Below are 18,736 nucleotides of genomic sequence, written 5' to 3'. Positions count from 1 at the left end.
TTGTCTCAATAAAAAAAGTGAGACTAGCAATAAACTGTTAGTCTCACTAATATTAATTTTAATTATTTTGCTTCGTAGTTAACAATTGCATCACGTGCAGACTTGTCAATGTTGTAGAAGCTGTTGATACCCTTGTATTCAGCAACATCTTCAGTTAACAAATCTTCGATACGCATCAATTGGTTGTACTTAGCAATACGATCAGTACGTGACATTGAACCAGTCTTAATTTGGCCAGCATTTGTTGCCACAACCAAGTCAGCAATTGTAGTATCTTCAGTTTCACCTGAACGGTGTGAAACAATTGCTGTATAACCAGCTTCCTTAGCCATTTCAATAGCTTCAACAGTTTCAGTCAAAGTACCAATTTGGTTAACCTTGATCAAAATAGCGTTTGCTGCGCCCTTTGAAATACCCTTTGCCAAGTAGTTAGTGTTTGTAACAAAGAAGTCATCACCAACGATTTGTACTTTGTTACCCAAACGATCAGTTAACTTAGCCCAGTTATCCCATTGCTCTTCATCATTCAAGTCTTCAGCTTCAGCCAAAGGATCCTCAACAGAAACAACAGGGTACTTGTCAATCAAGTTTTCTAGGTAATCGATGAACTCATCAGTTGTGTATTCCTTCTTATCAGGCTCACCAGCTAATGTGTAAATCTTCTTATCATGATCATAGAATTCTGATGAAGCAACATCAAAGGCAATTGCAACATCCTTACCAGGCTTGTAACCAGCACGTTCAATGGCTTGCAACAAGTATTGGAATGGTTCCTCATTTGAAGTGAAGTTAGGTGCAAATCCACCTTCGTCACCAACAGCAGTTGAGTGACCTGATTCCTTCAACAAAGCTTGCAATGCGTGGAAAGTTTCTGAACCCATACGAACAGCTTCAGCGACTGACTTAGCACCAACAGGCATAATCATGAACTCTTGGAAGTCTACAGAGTTGTCGGCGTGAGCACCACCATTAACAACGTTCATCATTGGTGTAGGCAAAACCTTTGAGTTAAATCCACCAAGGTAGTTGTACAATGGTGTACCTAATTCATCAGCAGCTGCACGAGCAGCAGCGATTGAAACACCCAAAATAGCGTTAGCACCAAGCTTACCCTTATTTGGTGTACCATCCAAAGCGATCATTGTACGATCCAACAATACTTGATCAGTAACATCCATACCAATCAACTTATCCTTGATAACCTTGTTAACATTTTCAACAGCCTTCAAAGTTCCCTTACCTAGGAAACGGCTCTTGTCACCATCGCGTAGTTCGACAGCTTCGTTAACACCAGTTGAAGCACCTGATGGTACGATTCCACGACCGAATCCACCCAATTCAGTGTAAACTTCAACTTCAACAGTAGGATTTCCACGTGAGTCTAAGACTTCGCGTGCGTAAATATCAGTAATTGCAGACATGTTGTCTTCTCCTTACTTATTCTTGAAAGTATAGTTATTATGGGATTATCCCTCGAAAACTATTGTAACATAATTCACAGTATATGCTAATAATGACGTATTTTATGTTTGATAATTTTCTCATTTTGAAGTACTCTAACTGCATAATATCTATTTCTTGTGCACTTTTACACCAGACACTAATTTGCAAGTATTTTGTTGCCAATTTGTCATACTTCTGACTGTCATGTAATTGTTAACCACGTTAAACTATATTTATCAATTAGATTGGGGGGGAAACTTATGAAACAAGCAGTGTTTAAAATACTATTCTTAATTAGCTTGCTAGTTATTATTCCGATTGCTTTTTTAAGCACTTCCCAAGCGTTTTCCGGTTGGTTAACTAATCCTAAAGAGGAAGCCTCAAATTTACAAGCACAAAAGCAGTCACGCGCTGCCTCAAAATCAGATTCTTCTAGATTTAGTTCTGAATTAATTGATGGCGGTGTGTCGTTAGCAAAATCCGAAAAACAAACTGTTAAATCTGATGATCATATCAAGGTGGTTACTAGTTTGAAGCCCTCATCACGGACGGCAGAAAGTGTAACGAGTCAAAAATCAGAAACATCGCGACAATCGAGTTCACCTAAAGTACAAGCTAGTGCTTCACAAAGTACTGAAGCGCAAAGCAAACCAGCAGCTAGCTCAAGTAGCCATGAAAGTTCAACAACCACTTCGGCTTCTTCTAGCCATGCTGTAACAAGTAGCGTTCCTACAACTAGTAGCAGTTCTGCAAGTTCATCACAAAATAGTGCAACGACGACAACCAGTTCTAGTTCAAGTCATGATATCAGCTCTTCTGATAGTAGTTCAGTAAGTTCTTCTAATGAATCAACTTCTAGTGAATCAGCACCTGATAGCACAACTTCTGACAGCCATGCTAATGATTCTTCTAGTCACTCATCAACAACTAGTGATACTGATGAGTCACAAGTAACATCAAGCGATGTACCACCAGAGATATCTTCATCAGTACCTGATACAGCTATTTCATCAATTAGATAAATTAAAAATCGGTTGTAAACCTAACATGGGAATTCCCATTAGGTTTACAACCGATTTTTCTATAGACGTGTCTTTTTAGCCTGCTCAGCCAAGCTAACTAACTCCAAAAATGTCGTGGCATCTAAAGCAGCATCCCCTACCAGCACGCCATCAATATCAGGTTGCTTTAGTAAATCGTAGGCATTAGCTGGTTTAACTGAACCACCATATAAGATACGAACACGATTAGCAATATCTTGATCAAACATATCGGCAATCGTTTCGCGAATAATTCTTAAACTCTTTTGGGCGTCTTCCGGACTCATTGCTTGTCCAGAACCAATAGCAGCTGTCGGTTCATATGCTATCAGAATACGATTCATTTCTTGTTCTTGGACACCTTTAAGTGACTCGATAACTTGATTAACAATCCAATGCGCATGATCGTTTAAAGAAGACAGTTGCACTGCTTCATCAATCGCAATAATTGGTGATACACCGTTACGTAGGGCTGCTAAAGTTTTTAAATTAACCATCTCGTCGGTTTCACGAAAATAATTACGACGTTCAGAATGTCCAATAATAACTTTAGTGATACCTAAATCAGCCAAAGCACGCGGACTTGTCTCACCTGTGTAGGCACCTTTATCTTGCCAATACATATTTTCTGCACCAATTTCAATTGATGTTCCCTTGGCAGCCATTACCATAGTATTTAGCAGTACATCTTGGCCGGCTAACACAGTATCAACATTGGGGTATTCTGACAGTTTAGGCGCTACTTCCTGAATATATTGATCCACTTCACTTGGTAATTTATTCATTTTCCAATTCGCAATGACAATTGGTCGTCGTAACATTTTTTAATACCACCCCTCATTATACTGAAACTAATTATACCACGCTTAACAAAATATATTACTGACAATCTAAACCGTAACGACACAAAAAAAGGCCGGAACACAACTGTTCCGGCCTCTATCAGCAACTAATCAGCTGATACATTTTTCTTTACTAACTCAATGACTTCATCATTAGTTTCAGAATCAACTGCTTTATCAGCTAATTCAGCCATTTCCTTAGTATCTAACTTCTTCATCAAAGAACGTGCTTGCAAAATTGATGTGGCTGACATTGAGAATTCATCCAATCCCATACCAACAAGAATAGGCAAAGCAACTGGGTCACCAGCCATCTCACCACACATTGCAGCAAATTTACCATACTTGTGTGCAGAATCAATAACATTCTTTACCAAGCGTAAGATTGATGGATTGTATGGTTGATACAAGTATGACACACGGTCATTACCACGATCTGCGGCCATTGAATAACCAATCAAGTCATTAGTTCCGATTGAGAAGAAATCAACTTCTTGGGCAAACTTATCAGCCAAAACAGCTGCAGCTGGAATTTCAATCATGATACCTAACTTGATATCATCTGAAACTTCGGTACCTTCAGCCACTAACTTAGCTTTTTCTTCATTAAAGATATCACGAGCGGCACGGAATTCAGGTAACGTTGCCACCATTGGGAACATAATCCACAATTGACCGTAAACTGATGCACGTAATAGCGCACGTAATTGTGTACGGAAAATATCGTCACGATCCAAGGAAATACGAATAGCACGGTAACCCATAAATGGATTATCTTCTTCTGGTAATGGCAAGTATGGTAAGTGCTTATCACCACCGATATCCATCGTACGAACCGTTACAGGCTTACCATCCATGCTTTCAATAACTTTCTTGTATGATTCAAATTGCTCTTCTTCAGTTGGCAATTCTGAAGAATCCATGTACAAAAATTCAGTACGGTAAAGGCCAACACCTTCAGCACCGTTATCAATCACACCATCAAGGTCCTTAGGGGTACCGATATTAGCACCAATAACAAATTCCTTGCCATCAGCAGAAACAGACTTTTCGTTCTTCAACTTAGCCCATTCTACCTTTTTATCAGCATATTCACGACCTTTTTGTTGATATTCAGCAATTTCATTGTCAGATGGATTAATCAATGCATCCCCATCTAAACCGTCCAAAACTACCATATCATTTTCGTCAATATCCTTTGTAGCAACATCAGAACCGACAATTGCAGGAATTTCTAGCGTACGTGCCATAATTGCTGCGTGGGCGGTACGGCCACCAACATCAGTAATAAATCCCTTTACAAAACGGCGGTCAAGTTGAGCTGTATCTGAAGGTGTCATATCGTGCGCAACGATAACAACTTCTTCATTAATCAAAGCAGGGTTTGGCAAATCTTTGCCAAGTAAATGACTCATAACACGCTTCGTAACATCACGAATATCTGCAGCACGCTCTGCCATATATGGATTATCGTCTGCCATTGACTCAAACATACTGATATACATATCTGTTACAGCTTTTAGAGCTGCTTCAGCATTTGTCTTATCACTATCAATTTTATCGTTAATACCACTTAGAAGTTCTGGATCTTCCAATACCATAATGTGCGCAGTGAAAACTTCAGCTTCATCTGCTCCCATTGATTCTTCTGCTTTTGTACGAATTGTTTCCAAATCTGCCTTGGATGCTAAAAAGGCCGCGTTGACGCGGTCTTTCTCACCTTGAGCATCGTCGATTGTGCGAGTCTCAAAAGACAGATCCGGGTCAACAAGCTTATATGCTTTTGCAATTGCAACACCGTTAGATGCAGCAATACCTGTAATTTTTTTTGTCATTACTTTGTCCCTTAGAATCTGTATTAATTAGTTATAAAATTAGTCAGTCAAACCTTCAGTTGACATCGTTTCAGCGATGGCTGCCAAGGCATCTGCCTCGTCATCACCTTCAGCTGAAATCTTAACATCAGCATTTTGACCAACACCCAATGACATAACACCCATAATTGACTTCAAGTTTACGTCCTTACCTTGGTATGACAAGGTAACGTTTGATGAAAACTTTGAAGCTGCTTGTACCAACAAAGTTGCTGGACGAGCGTGGATACCTGTTTCGGCTACAATGTGAAATTCGCGTGATTCCATGGTGATAATCTCCTCTAAATTTAAATATCGTCAATATAATTGAGTTTAGATACTTCATGCTTTCAACAATCTGTCTCAACTAACCTCTACCAAACATTCTATCAGGTATTAAGTATAATCGCAAGCGCTTACATATTTTTTTCATAAAAATTTATTGAGTTATGTTCAGCAATAAATTTAATTCTATGATGCTTCGTCAGATTTTGCTGTATACGTAATGATACCTCCACGTTCAGCAGTACCTTTAATATCGTTTTGATATGGATAATCACGCCAAACATTATAGAAATCTGAAAAATCTTTTGAAGTGACAACGAATTTATCTAAATTACCTAATCTAAGTTGATCTAACATTTGATTGTAATCCATTTGACCTCCTGGATATATTATACCGTTATTTCTAGAATTGGCACAAGATACTTCCGTAAGTAAATCCTGCGCCAAAACCAGTCAATAAGACTTTCTTGTCTTGCAATGATTCTTGTTGCCTTAATTCATCTAAGCCCATCGCGATGCCAGCTGAAGATGTATTACCATATTTAATAACATTTGTAATAAATTTGTCCATCGGTTGAGCCAACTTTTGGGCAATCATTTCAATAATTCGTAAGTTAGCTTGATGGGGAATGAAATAATCAATATCATCTGGTGTTAAATCATTCTTTTGTAGCAAAGTACTAATGTGGCCTGGAATTAGTCGTTCTACCTCACTAAAAACTTGTCGTCCTTCTTGATGAAAAGCAGTGGTTTTCGGATAATTATCAGCTGATAATTCATGCAACGGTTGAATCACACCAGAATGCACAACTTCTGCGTTACCAATCGTATGCATGTCCTCAGCAAGGATTAACGCTTCCTCTGATGCTTCTAAAATAAATGCGCCAGCACCATCCCCAAAAAACACCGATGACGTGCGGTCATGAAAATCCATCATTTTAGAATTAACTTCAGCCGAAATAACCAAAGCATGTCTAGCGACACCTGATTTCAAAAATTTATCAGCGGTACTTAGCCCAAATATAAAACCTGCACAAGCCGTTGAAATATCGTAGGCCCACGCATTAGTTGCTTGTAAATTCCTTTGTACCAATGCCGCCGTTGAAGGTGCAAAGCCATCTGCCGTAAAAGTGGTCACGATAATTAAATCAATATCATCTGGTGTAAGTGATGTCTGATCAAGCGCTTGCTGAGCTGCCTTAGTTGCTAAATCTGAAGTGTTCTCACCTTGCAGTGATACATGCCTAGTTTTAATCCCTGTATGTGTTTGAATCCATTCATCATTAGTATCCATAATTGCTGCCAAATCATCATTGGTTACAATATCTTTAGGTACATAATGAGATGATGCAACTATTTTTACGCCCTGCGCCATGCCTTACTTTCCTCCTAAATACTGATACACGTTATTATACGTGTGCAAACCAAAAAAAACATTAATATTTGAATAAAAAATGTCTTTTTATGAATATTGTTGATTAAAAAAATACAAATATTTTTGGCTAGTAACTGTTTGTGTAATTTTCGTCACACTCGCATTCATTGGTTCTGGCAATCGAACTGTTGTATCAGTAATGCCAAAAACTGCCATCATGGCTGCTTTAATCGTAAAGCCATGGGTCACAACAATAATATTGTCTGATGGATATTGCTGTGTCATATCATTCAAAAATGATCGGACTCGCTTAACCACTGCCTCAAATGATTCCCCATTGGTTGCATATTTTATATATTCGGGTAATACATCATGCAAAATATCATCAAATACAGATGGATATTCACGCATTAATTGTTGATTAAGTTGACCATCCCACTGGCCATATGAAATTTCTAACAAACGTTCATCTGTTTGCAAGGGTAATTGCGCCGTTGTATTTAATATTGTTGCAGTTTGTTGGGTTCGATTTAATGGGCTAGCAATTAATTGTTGGGCAAAATCAATCTTTAAATGTTGCGCTAAATGACTAACTTGCTTAATCCCCGTTTCATTAAGCACTGTATTATCTGAATTAATTTGTCCTTGTTTTAATCCTTGTGCGTTTGCCATTGTTTGTCCATGTCTTATGAAATAAAAATTGGTCATTCTATTGGCCCCCTCTTGCCAAAAAAAGAGGTTAAGACACACATGCCTCAGCCTCCATTATTACACTTAAAACGGATTACTTATGCTTCCGTCACCTTTTGTTGTTTCATCTTAAATGCTTCATTATATGAGAATACATTTTGACCAGCAATCGCTGCATCACCTACTGCAGTTGTAATTTGGCGAAGTTCTTTTTCACGTACATCACCAAGGGCATACATACCTGGGCGAGCTGTCTCCATACGCTCATTCGTTTGAATCCATCCTTGATCATTCGTAACACCCAAATCAGCCACAACATCTGAAACTGGTAATACACCAACATAAATAAATACACCGGCTGCATCCATCGTATAAGTTTCACCAGTCTCCTTGTTGTGTACTCGGACACCACTGACCTTTTTGTCATCACCTAAAATTTCTTCAACTTCACTATTCCAAACGAATTCAATTTTATCGTTTGCAAAGGCACGGTCTTGTAAAATTTGTTGCGCTCTTAACTTATCACGACGGTGAATAACAGTTACCTTGTCAGCCAAACCTGCTAAGTAAGTTGCTTCTTCAACAGCCGAATCACCACCACCAACGACAACAACGTGTTGACCACGGAAGAAGGCACCATCACAAACGGCACAGTAAGAAACACCACGTCCTGAATACTTATCTTCGCCAGGAACCGCTAATTTCTTATAATCTGAACCAGTTGCCACAATAACTGACGTACTAGTGTATTCATCCATATCAGTCACAACATGCCATGAGCCATCTTCTTGGGCTTCAACATGCATCACAGTACCAAAAGCATATTCGGCACCAAATTGTGTTGAAGATTGATACATCTTTTCAGAAAGATCAGGACCTAGAATACTACTATAACCTGGATAATTTTCAATCTCAGCTGTATTATTCATTTGTCCACCGTATATACCACGATCAATCATTAATACAGAAAGATTTGCACGTGATGCATATGTTGCTGCGGTCATTCCACCAGGTCCTGCCCCGAGAATTATTGTGTCATAATGTTGCACCATAACAACACCTCCATCTGTCAATATTATGTTTCTTACTTTTTTAACGTCCTATTTTATTTTACATTCTTTTAATTAGAAAGCAAGAGATTTGCTTACTTTTTGTAAATAAAAACTGTAAGTACTATTTTCACGATACTTACAGTTTTTTCATAAATTAATCCAACTTCTTAGCTAAGTCTTTAATGTAGGCCTTTAAATCATCAGCAGTTTGTGGGTGCTTCAAACCAAACTCAATATTAGTTGTCAAGAAACCAATCTTTGAACCAATATCGTAACGGTTACCAGTAAATTCATGAGCGTAAACATGTTGACGCTTGTTCAATGAATCGATGGCATCAGTCAATTGAATTTCATTACCCTTACCTGGCTTAGTATTTTCTAATTCTTCGAAAATTTCAGGTGTCAACAAGTAACGACCAATAATAGCCAAATCTGATGGTGCATCTTCTGGCTTTGGCTTCTCAACAAAGCTCTTTACTTGATGCAAACCTTCAGCAACTTCCTTTTCAGGTGCAATCACACCGTATTCAGAAACTTGATCATGAGGAACCTTCATAACAGCAAGTGTTGATTCACCAGTTGTGTTATAACGGTCAATCAATTGCTTTGTCAAAGGTTCTTCATCTTGCATCAAGTCATCACCCAACATAACAACGAAAGGTTCGTCACCAATAAATGACTTAGCTGTCAAAACAGCATCACCTAATCCACGTGGGTGTGATTGACGAATGAAGTATAAGTTAATGTCAGTTGTCTCTTCAACAACCTTCAATAATTCATCCTTGCCTTTTTCGCGTAAATTGTTTTCCAACTCAGGATTTGAATCAAAGTGATCTTCGATTGAACGCTTTGACTTACCATCAACAATGACAATATCTTCAATCCCTGAAGCCAAAGCCTCTTCAATGATGAATTGGATTGTTGGCTTGTCTACAATTGGCAACATTTCTTTTGCTAATGCCTTAGTAGCTGGCAAAAAACGTGTTCCTAATCCGGCTGCTGGAATAACTGCTTTACGTACTGGTTTCATGATTAAATTACTTCCCTTCTTGTGAGACTGGACGTCCCATTAATGACTGCATAACATTATCAACATTTTCGTTATCATAAATAACACGATACATTGCCGAAGTGATTGGCATTTCAACATGTTTCTTTTGTGCTAATTCATGCGCAACTTTGGTTGTTGAAATTCCTTCAATAACCATCCCCATATCAGCAACAACATCTTCAAGTTTTTTCCCCTCACCTAATTGCATACCTGCACGATAATTACGTGAGTATACTGAAGTTGCTGTTCCAAACAAATCACCAACACCGGCTAAGCCCATAAACGTGATTGGATTGGCACCAAACGCTTGACCAAGTCGGCTGATTTCAGCTAATCCTCGCGTAAACAAGGCTGCTTTGGCATTGGCATCATAACCTAATGTATCTAATGCTCCTGCACCAATGGCAATAACATTTTTCAAAGCGGCACCAATTTCGGAACCGACCACGTCCGTATTTGTATAAACACGGAAGACCTGATTACTCAATGCTTCTTGCACATATTTAGCAACTGTTAAATCGCTACTAACGGCTGTAACCAATGTTGGATCATGCTCAATGACACCTTCAGCATGTGAAGGGCCAGCAATAATTCCCAAACCACCTAAGTATTTGCTTGGAATCTCTTCAGCAAGCATTTCTGATATTCGCTTATAGGTTCCTGGTTCAAGACCTTTGGTAGCCGCCATTAACACAACTTTATGATTAGTATCTTTTAAAATGCTAACCAATTGTTGAGCAACTTCACGCGTTGCATTTGTTGGTACGACACTCAAAACGATATTTGCTCTGTCAACAGCTTGTTTCATATCAGCCATTGCAACAACACCTTCGTTAATTAAATGTTCACCAAGATATTTTGAATTACGATGCGTTTCGTTAATTTCATCAACTTGTTCAGCGCGATGACTCCATAAACGAACATCATGGCCATTTTCAGCGGCAACATTGGCTAATGCGGTTCCCCACGAACCAGCGCCTAAAACTGCAATAATTTTGCGACTCACGAGATTCCTCCTTGTTACTTGTGTATCCCTGAGAATACCATATATAATATCACATTTTGCTATCTTAGCAACGTTATTCCCAGTAATTCTTTATTTGTGTATCTTAAAATTATTCTTTTGAATTTTCAGCAATTAACTTATTTAAATTGTTATTAAATGTTTCAGTTGCATCAAATCCCATTAATTTAGCACGATAATTCTTAGTAGCTGTTTCAACTAGCACGGCTAAGTTACGACCTGCTTGTACAGGCAAAACGAACCGTGGTAGTTCAACGCCTTGAATAGTCATAATTTCTTCGCCATTTCCTAAACGATCAACTTCCTGATCATCATGCCATTTTGCAAGATGTAAATTAAAAGCAATCGTTGCATGAGAACGTACGGCACCAGCACCAAACAAATTCATCACATCGATAATACCAACACCACGTAGTTCCATTAAGTTCCGCAAAATTGCTGGTGGTTCACCGACTAAACGTTCTTCATCTTGTGCGTACACATCAACACGATCATCAGCGATTAAGCGATGACCACGTTGCACCAATTCTAGCGCTGTTTCTGATTTGCCAACACCAGAATCACCAGTAATTAATACACCTAGTCCAAAAATATCAACTAATACACCATGGACAGACTCACGTTCTGCTAAACCACCACTTAAATAGTAAGTCATGTTAGCTAGTATCTTAGAAGACGTTAATTCTGTTGCTAAAACTGGAATATGTTTTTCTTCAGCTGCCTGCATAAATTCATCTGGTAATTTGCGTCCAGTTGAAACCACAAATGTTGGTGTATTTGGTTGCATCATTCTTCTAGCAATCAATAATAATTCTTCATGGTTCATGCGAAGCGCAAATGACGTTTCAGTGATTCCCATCAACTGAATACGCTCAGGTGCATAATAATTGAAATAACCAGTCATTTCTAGACCTGGTCTAGAAATATCCGGTGTCGTAATTTTACGATCCAAATATTGTTCACCCGTCACAATTTTTAGACGTGTATTGTCTAATAAATCCTTTACGGTTATTTCTTTAGCCATTTCTATTCCCCATCTTATTCTTGCTGATTATCTTTATTGAAATAATTTGAAATTATCAGGTTGACTAACGACATTATAATAGCAATGAAGACTGCCCAACCAAAGCTGGCAAACTTAAATCCATCACCAATGACCCAAGATGTTAGCCAAAGCACAACACCGTTAATAACTAAACCAAATAAACCAAATGTCAAAATAGTAAAAGGTAAAGCTAATAAATGTAACACCGGTTTTACTAAGGCATTTAAAATCCCCAAAATAAATGCTGCTAAAATTGCTGTCCAAATACTTCTAATATATAGACCATTTCTAAATAAGCCGGCCATTGCTAATAACATAATTGTATTAATAATAATGCGTTGCCAAAAAGAAAAATTCTTAAAAGTAACTGTCTTCATAAAATTCCTCCAGTTATTCTTAAAAATAGTATATCAAAATTACACTTATATTTGGCTAAATGTCACGTAATTTAATGATATGTATAAAAAAACCAGAAACAACAATGTCATTCCTAGCAAATTTTTTACTCTTTAATTATTGTTCTTTTGCTCTAAATAGATTGTCAAAAGGCGACTCCCCACTATGTGCAACCTGTGTTAAGAACATTTTAACTGCTTGTTGCGTTGTTAACCCATTTTCCTTAAATACGTCATCAGCCGCATTGCGTACCTCTTCTTCAACACGAATTTGAATCAATTTTTCCATTGATACACTTCCCCCCGTATCTTATTAAGTATATTTCACCCATAATTTATTATATACCATTTCTAATTAAATATGCTATCACGTCATAAATTTCCAAATCATTTTGGTATAAAGATTGGTATAAAAAAACGCACTACCCATTACGGATAGCGCGTTTTGATTGGCATTGCTAGGATTGACGCGTCCTAGCTCACGTGATGGTTACCCACCAGTCAGCGTACACCCAATAGCTAAAGCTAAAGGTAGTCATGTGCAGCAAAGCAAGTTCCACAACTTGCTTTACATCCTCCAGTAAATACGACTGTTAACAAGGACCGCTTACAAAAGATCTTAATTGATCTCTCTCGACTCATCGCATAACCTAAATGTTAACACAGACATTTCATAAGAGCAAGCAAATAAATAAAATAACGCATTATTGATTTAAAAAGATTGTATGCTATACACATTAAATCTAATCGTGTAGTTAAGATTACGCTTACAATTACCTATTATTAGGTATATAATATAAGTATAAATTAATTCCGATTAATTTCATTATTTATAAGGATGGTGGCTTCCATGGCAGAAGATAAGGTTGCATACAAGAACATATTGGCTCCTATTGATGGGTCAAAAGTTTCTAACGTAATAGTTGAAAAGGCTGCTGCTGTTGCTTTACGTAATAAGACAGCGCTAGATTTGTTGTATGTTATTGATACAAACTCAATCTCTGGCCTAGCTGGTATGTCAATTTCTGGTGATGTTGTGTACCAATTAGTACAAGATGCAGAAGAAAAACTAACAAAATATGCCGACATCGCTCGTGAAAAAGGTGCTGAAGAAGTCAATATTCACGTTCGTTTTGGATCACCTAAGACAGTCATTGCACGTGACTTCCCACGTGATCATGAAACAGGCCTAATTATGCTAGGTAAATCTGGTCTTAACACGTTAGAACGACTATTAGTTGGATCAGTAACATCATTCGTAGTGCAAAATTCAAAAACAGACGTTTTGATTGTACAATAAAAATAAGAGAAGAGATTGAGACGGATGTGTCCCAGTCTTTTTTTGTCTTATCTCAATATAACGTGACTTAAAATAATATTTATTGCGCTTACTTATATGAAACATTGAGATTGATTTAATATAATTTGCTGAACTTTTATTAAAATTAAGTTATAATAATTTTATATTTTTAATTATGAGTAAACAGGGGATATAATATGAAGATTATTGGTAATACACTAGAAACAATCCACAAATTCAGACACGCCCACGTTAGTAAACACTGGCTAAATGATCCATTTTTGACATCGACAGCTTCACTTGGTGATAATCGTAATATTAAATTACAACTGCTATATTTAGATGTTAATGATACTTTTTATTTAGTTGAAAGCACTTCAGCAATTGCACATTCACTACAATATCGTGATGGTGCTATTAGTGTTTCTGCTTGGTCACCCGCTGATTTAGCTGGTTTAATTCGAAGTTATGATAAACCAGGATTCGATAATTATTTCCAACTAATTGTCGAAAATACGGCTATTGCCTATTCACAATCACAACAATAAAAATAGCGTTAGTTGCAATTTTAAGCAACTAACGCTATTTTTTCGTTCACCTAGTTAAGAATTTTTCTCAATCTTAATATCTACAATTTTTTCGGGATGAACTGGTGTTGATTTCTCTGAACCATCAGCATTGTCTTTTACTTCGCCACTTGCGATTTTATCAACAACATCCATGCCACTAATCACTTGACCAAAGACGGTATAGTTACCATCAAGAGATGGATTTCCACCCTTCTTATAGGCTTTCAAAATTTTGTCAGGATATTTGTCTTTATCAAGCTGAGCGGTTGCATCCTCATGATTTTGATTAATGAAGAATTGCGAACCATTGGTATCTTCACCTGAATTAGCCATTGATAGCGCACCACGAATATTATATAGATTAGGAGAAATTTCATTTTTAAATCCTGATCCGTCATCGATGTCTTTATTTTTATTCTTCCAAATTGATGAACCACCAGTTCCAGTACCAGTTGGATCACCACCTTGAATCATAAAGTCATTAATTACACGATGAAATGTCGTGCCATTATAATAATTTGCTTGTGCATGCTTAACAAAGTTCTTTACAGCTAATGGTGCATACTTTTTAAATAATTTGATTTTAATATTACCAGCAGTTGTTTCAACATCAGCCACTGTTGCTTTATTTTGACTTTGCCCTGACAATTGTGGCAAAGATACTTTATCTAATTTAGCCTTGGAAAGTTGCTGACTTTTTTGGCCAGCATCACTTTTTTCTGAATTTGACGACTGGAATGCAATTCCAAGAACTGCAACAACAAAAACAATTGCAACTGCTGCAACAATTTTTTCTGATTTGCCCTTCTTCATCTTGTAAACTCCCATCTTTCATTAACTTTAACCAATTGTGTATATTGTATAACCCTTTACTTAGCTCAAAGATAAAATAACGCACAAATTAGCGATTTGTCATCTTAAATTCTAAGAAATAGTCGTTATATTTACCAACCCATTGCGAACCTAAGTCCTTATAGACTTCGAGTTTTGATAAAGTTTTGTCATCTGGGTACCATGATGGATCATCTTTAATGGCTTTAGGTAATTGCTTAATTGCCTGCTTATTTGGTGTCGCGTAACCAACATAGATAGCATTTTGCTTCGCATTTTCTGGTCTACTCATAAAATTCAAAAAAGCGTATGCTGCTTTTTTATTTTTAACGGTTTTAGGCATGACAATATTATCAAACCATAAATTACCACCGTCATTGGGCACTACATAATGTAGATGCTTATTTTCGGCAATCATTTCAGCCGCATCCCCAGAATAGTCAACCGCCACTGAGGCTTCTTCTTGTGCCATATAGGTTTTTATTTCATCAGCCACAATTGCTTTAACATTTGGCATCAACGTATCCAACTTACCTTTTGCAGCAGCTAATTCAGGAATACTTTTTGTATTAACTGATTGACCACTTGATGCCAAAGCCATTCCCATAATATCACGAGCTGAATCGATCAACATAATACTCTTCTTATACTTAGGACGCCATAAATCATTCCAAGTCTTAATTTCCCCTGGCTTGACATATTTATCGTTATAAACAATACCTAGTGTACCCCAAAAATAAGGAATTGAGTACTTATTATGCTTATCAAAATCTTGATTCATAAACTGTTTATCATAATTATTTAACCCAGTTAATTTCTTATGATCTAATGGCACTAATAAATTGGCTGCCTTCATTTTTTGAATCATATAGTCTGAAGGCACTGCTAAATCATAATTTGTACCGCCCTGTTGAATTTTAGTAAACATTGCTTCATTAGAATCAAACGTTTCATAATCAACTTTATAACCTGTTTCCTTTTGGAACTTTTTTAATAATGCAGGATCTATATAATCACCCCAGTTATAAATCGTTAACTCCTGGCGACCATTATTTTTTGTTCCTTTATTTTCTTCATGCTGCAAAAACTCATTAACACCAAATAGCATTAAAACAGCAGCTAAAATAATGGTTGTTAACCAAATGATTCTTTTCATGATTAATGCACCACCATTCTAGAACTTTTTTTCTTCTTACTATCAGTTGTACTATAGTTAGAAATAAAATAATAAATAACTACCAATATTAATGACAACAAAAACATTAGTGCTGACATGGCATTAATTGACAAGTCAATTCCTTGACGTGCACGAGAATAAATTTCAACTGATAGCGTTGAAAAGCCATTACCTGTCACGAAGAAAGTGACCGCAAAATCATCCAATGAATAAGTAATTGCCATAAAAAAGCCCGATAAAATACCTGGCCATGCATATGGTAAAACAACACGTGATAAGACTTGTGTATTATTCGCACCTAAATCACGAGCAGCATCGATTAAAGCTGGATTCATTTCATTCAACCGTGGTAGCACCATTAAAACAACAATTGGAATTGAAAAGGCAATATGTGCTAACACGACCGAACCAAAACCTAATTTTAGCCCTACCATCGTAAAGAAAATCAAAAAACTAGCACCAATAATAACATCTGGTGACACCATCAAGACGTTGTTCAATGACAACAAAAGATTCTTTACACTAGACTTCTTCGTATTATAAATACCAATCGCACCAAAGGCACCAATTAATGTTGATATTAATGCCGATAATAAGGCCACAATAAACGTGTTAACAAGCATTTGCATCAATCTAGTATCAGCAAACATATCAGCATAATGACGCCACGAGAAGCCAGAAAAATTAGCCATGTAATCACCCTTATTAAATGAATAAAAAATCAAATAAAAAATAGGTGCATACATTAAAATAAATACAAAAATTAAATAAACATTGGCCCATTTTTTATTTTTATTTTCCATGACGTCCTCCCTTCTTTTTCCGATCCCGTGTTAACAGCATCGTTAAAATCATCGCAATAATCAGAACAACACCAATCGTTGTGCCCATGCCCCAATTTTGCGTCACCAAGAAATGTTCTTCGATTGCCGTTCCTAATGTAATCACACGATTACCACCAATTAATCTTGTAATCATGAATAATGACAATGTTGGTATGAATACCGCTTGAATACCAGCTTTGACACCACCAATTGAATTAGGAAAAATCACTTTCACTAGTGTTTGCCAAGGTGTCGCCCCTAAATCACGAGCGGCATTGATATAACTCTGATCTAATTCAACCAAAGAATTGAAAATCGGCATAATCATAAATGGTATTTCAATATAAGCAGCCACAATGATGAAGGCAACATTTGTAAACATAATTTGATGTGGTGCAAATCCCAGCAACGACAAAAAGTTATTAACACTACCCGTCTTAGAAAATAGGCCAATAAACGCATAGGCTTTCAATAGTAAATTAACCCATGTTGGTAAAATAACTAACAATAACCAAAATTGTGCATGCTTCAAACGACTCATAATATAAGCCATTGGATAACTAATTAATAACGTCACCGCAGTAACGAGTACAGCAAAAAAGATTGAATTAAAAGTCATTCTTAAGTATGTACCGGAGCTGAAATATGTCGTGTAATTATCAAGGGTAAAATGACCATTCAAATCGCCAAATGATTGGATAACCAATAAAATTACTGGCGCAATCACAAATAAACCTAACCACAATATGTAAGGAATTGTATAGCTGATTGAACGCTTATGATTCATCCATTGAATCCTCCTCACTGTCATCATATTCTTCCATACGAGCATCAAAATCTTCTTCAGACTCATTTAGACGCATAATATGAATATCTTCGGGGTCAAAAAATAGACCGCGCCGTTCGCCAATTATTGATGGATTCGTTGCCTGAATTTGCCAGTCGTTTTGATCATCATCATGCGCTGTAATTTCATAATAATCACCACGGAATGATTGCTGATCAATGGTCACAACGAGCTTACCCTCATCAACACTGACCAAATCTAAATCTTCTGGTCGGAGCACAACTTCAACCTGTTCATTAGGACGCATACCACCGTCAACATTTTCAAATTCTTTACCCGCAAAAGCCACCAAATAATCTTGGCGCATAACACCTGGTAAAATATTTGATTCGCCAATAAAATTAGCCACGAAATGATTAATTGGTGCGTCATAAATATCTACGGGTGTACCATTTTGAACAATTTCACCATCATTTGTCACAAAAATCCAATCTGACATAGCTAAAGCTTCTTCTTGGTCATGCGTCACAAAAATAAACGTAATCCCCAATCTTTTTTGGATTTCACGTAATTCATACTGCATTTCTTTTCTTAATTTATAATCCAAAGCTGATAGCGGTTCATCTAATAATAAAACTTCTGGATCATTAGCTAATGCACGAGCAATCGCAACTCTTTGTTGCTGTCCGCCAGATAGTTCAAAAATTTCACGATCAGCTAATCCTGATAGTTTAACCAAACTGAGCATTTCTGCCACCTTCGTTTTAATCTCAGATTTATCTTTACCCTTAATCGACATACCAAAGGCAACATTATCAAAGACGTTCATATTTGGAAATAGTGCATAATTTTGAAAAACTGTGTTAACGCGTCGCTTCTCCGGTGGTAAATCGTTAATTCGTTTTCCTTCAAATAAAATATCACCCGAAGTTGCTTCTAAAAATCCGGCAATTAAACGTAAAATTGTCGTTTTACCAGATCCAGAAGGACCCAGTAATGTATAAAATTTACCAGCCTCAATTTCTAAATCAACTGATTTTAAAACAACATTATCATCATATTGCTTGGCAACATGTTTAAATTCAATAATTGGTTGTGCCACTATTAGTACCACCTTTCTTTACATAAGCTTTATTATACAAATTATTCAAAA

Annotated in this window: 21 protein-coding genes; 3 read left to right on the top strand and 18 right to left on the bottom strand. The window is 36.9% G+C overall.

Annotated elements, in window-relative coordinates; all coding sequences use genetic code 11:
- Nucleotides 1-62: 62 nt before the first annotated feature.
- The gene (eno, locus tag ACSYSF_RS01430; RefSeq protein ID WP_489867955.1) at nucleotides 63-1,421 is read right to left on the bottom strand and encodes a phosphopyruvate hydratase; all 1,359 of its coding nucleotides are present in this window, start codon (nucleotides 1,419-1,421) and stop codon (nucleotides 63-65) included.
- 282 nt (nucleotides 1,422-1,703) lie between these two features.
- On the opposite strand from eno, the gene ACSYSF_RS01425 reads away from it, so the two are divergent.
- Complete coding sequence (locus ACSYSF_RS01425; protein WP_489867954.1) at nucleotides 1,704-2,465, top strand: hypothetical protein; 762 nt, start codon at nucleotides 1,704-1,706, stop codon at nucleotides 2,463-2,465.
- Between the two features lie 59 nt (nucleotides 2,466-2,524).
- Here ACSYSF_RS01425 and tpiA read toward each other — a convergent pair whose 3' ends face one another.
- From tpiA to ACSYSF_RS01365, 12 genes are all read right to left on the bottom strand, one after another.
- Entirely contained in the window at nucleotides 2,525-3,304 is a 780-nt protein-coding gene (gene tpiA, locus ACSYSF_RS01420; protein ID WP_489867953.1) for a triose-phosphate isomerase, read from the bottom strand.
- Nucleotides 3,305-3,432: 128 nt separating this feature from the next.
- Nucleotides 3,433-5,160: a phosphoenolpyruvate--protein phosphotransferase gene (gene ptsP / locus ACSYSF_RS01415; RefSeq protein ID WP_489867952.1), complete on the bottom strand. Its 1,728-nt coding sequence runs from the start codon at nucleotides 5,158-5,160 to the stop codon at nucleotides 3,433-3,435.
- A 39-nt stretch (nucleotides 5,161-5,199) separates the two neighbouring features.
- Nucleotides 5,200-5,466, bottom strand: coding sequence for a phosphocarrier protein HPr (locus ACSYSF_RS01410; RefSeq protein WP_042493719.1), 267 nt, complete (start codon nucleotides 5,464-5,466; stop codon nucleotides 5,200-5,202).
- Nucleotides 5,467-5,649: 183 nt separating this feature from the next.
- On the bottom strand, nucleotides 5,650-5,835 hold the full coding sequence (gene ykzS, locus ACSYSF_RS01405; protein WP_489867951.1) for a protein YkzS: 186 nt from the start codon (nucleotides 5,833-5,835) through the stop codon (nucleotides 5,650-5,652).
- A 31-nt stretch (nucleotides 5,836-5,866) separates the two neighbouring features.
- Nucleotides 5,867-6,838 (bottom strand): beta-ketoacyl-ACP synthase III, encoded by a 972-nt coding sequence (locus ACSYSF_RS01400; RefSeq protein ID WP_489867950.1) that lies wholly within the window; start codon nucleotides 6,836-6,838, stop codon nucleotides 5,867-5,869.
- 87 nt (nucleotides 6,839-6,925) lie between these two features.
- Nucleotides 6,926-7,546 (bottom strand): histidine phosphatase family protein, encoded by a 621-nt coding sequence (locus ACSYSF_RS01395; RefSeq protein ID WP_489867949.1) that lies wholly within the window; start codon nucleotides 7,544-7,546, stop codon nucleotides 6,926-6,928.
- 80 nt (nucleotides 7,547-7,626) lie between these two features.
- A complete protein-coding gene (gene trxB / locus ACSYSF_RS01390) occupies nucleotides 7,627-8,580 on the bottom strand; it encodes a thioredoxin-disulfide reductase (protein ID WP_489867948.1) in 954 nt (317 codons plus the stop codon).
- A 154-nt stretch (nucleotides 8,581-8,734) separates the two neighbouring features.
- Nucleotides 8,735-9,610: a UTP--glucose-1-phosphate uridylyltransferase GalU gene (gene galU / locus ACSYSF_RS01385; RefSeq protein WP_489867947.1), complete on the bottom strand. Its 876-nt coding sequence runs from the start codon at nucleotides 9,608-9,610 to the stop codon at nucleotides 8,735-8,737.
- A gap of 7 nt (nucleotides 9,611-9,617) precedes the next feature.
- Nucleotides 9,618-10,637 carry an NAD(P)H-dependent glycerol-3-phosphate dehydrogenase gene (locus ACSYSF_RS01380; RefSeq protein ID WP_489867946.1) on the bottom strand — a complete coding sequence of 340 codons (1,020 nt, stop codon included), beginning with the start codon at nucleotides 10,635-10,637 and terminating at the stop codon, nucleotides 9,618-9,620.
- A 109-nt stretch (nucleotides 10,638-10,746) separates the two neighbouring features.
- Nucleotides 10,747-11,679, bottom strand: coding sequence for an HPr(Ser) kinase/phosphatase (hprK, locus tag ACSYSF_RS01375; protein WP_489867945.1), 933 nt, complete (start codon nucleotides 11,677-11,679; stop codon nucleotides 10,747-10,749).
- Between the two features lie 14 nt (nucleotides 11,680-11,693).
- A complete protein-coding gene (locus ACSYSF_RS01370; protein ID WP_489867944.1) occupies nucleotides 11,694-12,077 on the bottom strand; it encodes a phage holin family protein in 384 nt (127 codons plus the stop codon).
- A 136-nt stretch (nucleotides 12,078-12,213) separates the two neighbouring features.
- Nucleotides 12,214-12,384, bottom strand: coding sequence for a type II toxin-antitoxin system RelB/DinJ family antitoxin (locus tag ACSYSF_RS01365; protein ID WP_489867943.1), 171 nt, complete (start codon nucleotides 12,382-12,384; stop codon nucleotides 12,214-12,216).
- Between the two features lie 561 nt (nucleotides 12,385-12,945).
- Between ACSYSF_RS01365 and ACSYSF_RS01360 the strand changes: the two genes are divergently transcribed.
- Together ACSYSF_RS01360 and ACSYSF_RS01355 are read left to right on the top strand one after the other, a co-directional pair.
- Nucleotides 12,946-13,395, top strand: a complete 450-nt coding sequence (locus tag ACSYSF_RS01360; RefSeq protein WP_489867942.1) for a universal stress protein — start codon at nucleotides 12,946-12,948, stop codon at nucleotides 13,393-13,395.
- 197 nt (nucleotides 13,396-13,592) lie between these two features.
- Complete coding sequence (locus ACSYSF_RS01355; RefSeq protein ID WP_489867941.1) at nucleotides 13,593-13,943, top strand: hypothetical protein; 351 nt, start codon at nucleotides 13,593-13,595, stop codon at nucleotides 13,941-13,943.
- A 54-nt stretch (nucleotides 13,944-13,997) separates the two neighbouring features.
- Here the strand turns inward: ACSYSF_RS01355 and ACSYSF_RS01350 are convergent, their stop codons facing one another.
- The 5 genes from ACSYSF_RS01350 to ACSYSF_RS01330 all read right to left on the bottom strand — a co-directional run bounded on the left by ACSYSF_RS01350 (nucleotide 13,998) and on the right by ACSYSF_RS01330 (nucleotide 18,685).
- Nucleotides 13,998-14,777, bottom strand: a complete 780-nt coding sequence (locus ACSYSF_RS01350) for a peptidylprolyl isomerase (protein WP_489867940.1) — start codon at nucleotides 14,775-14,777, stop codon at nucleotides 13,998-14,000.
- Nucleotides 14,778-14,865: 88 nt separating this feature from the next.
- Nucleotides 14,866-15,951 carry an ABC transporter substrate-binding protein gene (locus tag ACSYSF_RS01345; RefSeq protein WP_489867939.1) on the bottom strand — a complete coding sequence of 362 codons (1,086 nt, stop codon included), beginning with the start codon at nucleotides 15,949-15,951 and terminating at the stop codon, nucleotides 14,866-14,868.
- 2 nt (nucleotides 15,952-15,953) lie between these two features.
- The gene (locus tag ACSYSF_RS01340) at nucleotides 15,954-16,775 is read right to left on the bottom strand and encodes an ABC transporter permease (protein ID WP_489867938.1); all 822 of its coding nucleotides are present in this window, start codon (nucleotides 16,773-16,775) and stop codon (nucleotides 15,954-15,956) included.
- Nucleotides 16,765-17,583, bottom strand: a complete 819-nt coding sequence (locus ACSYSF_RS01335) for an ABC transporter permease (RefSeq protein WP_489867937.1) — start codon at nucleotides 17,581-17,583, stop codon at nucleotides 16,765-16,767. Before ACSYSF_RS01335 ends, ACSYSF_RS01340 begins: the two co-directional genes overlap by 11 nt.
- Nucleotides 17,573-18,685 (bottom strand): ABC transporter ATP-binding protein, encoded by a 1,113-nt coding sequence (locus ACSYSF_RS01330; RefSeq protein WP_489867936.1) that lies wholly within the window; start codon nucleotides 18,683-18,685, stop codon nucleotides 17,573-17,575. Before ACSYSF_RS01330 ends, ACSYSF_RS01335 begins: the two co-directional genes overlap by 11 nt.
- Nucleotides 18,686-18,736: the final 51 nt, after the last annotated feature.

The organism is Weissella sp. ESL1139, from assembly GCF_058506735.1.
Note: the sequence above shows the minus strand (reverse complement) of the source record. Positions and strands in the feature narration are given on the sequence as shown.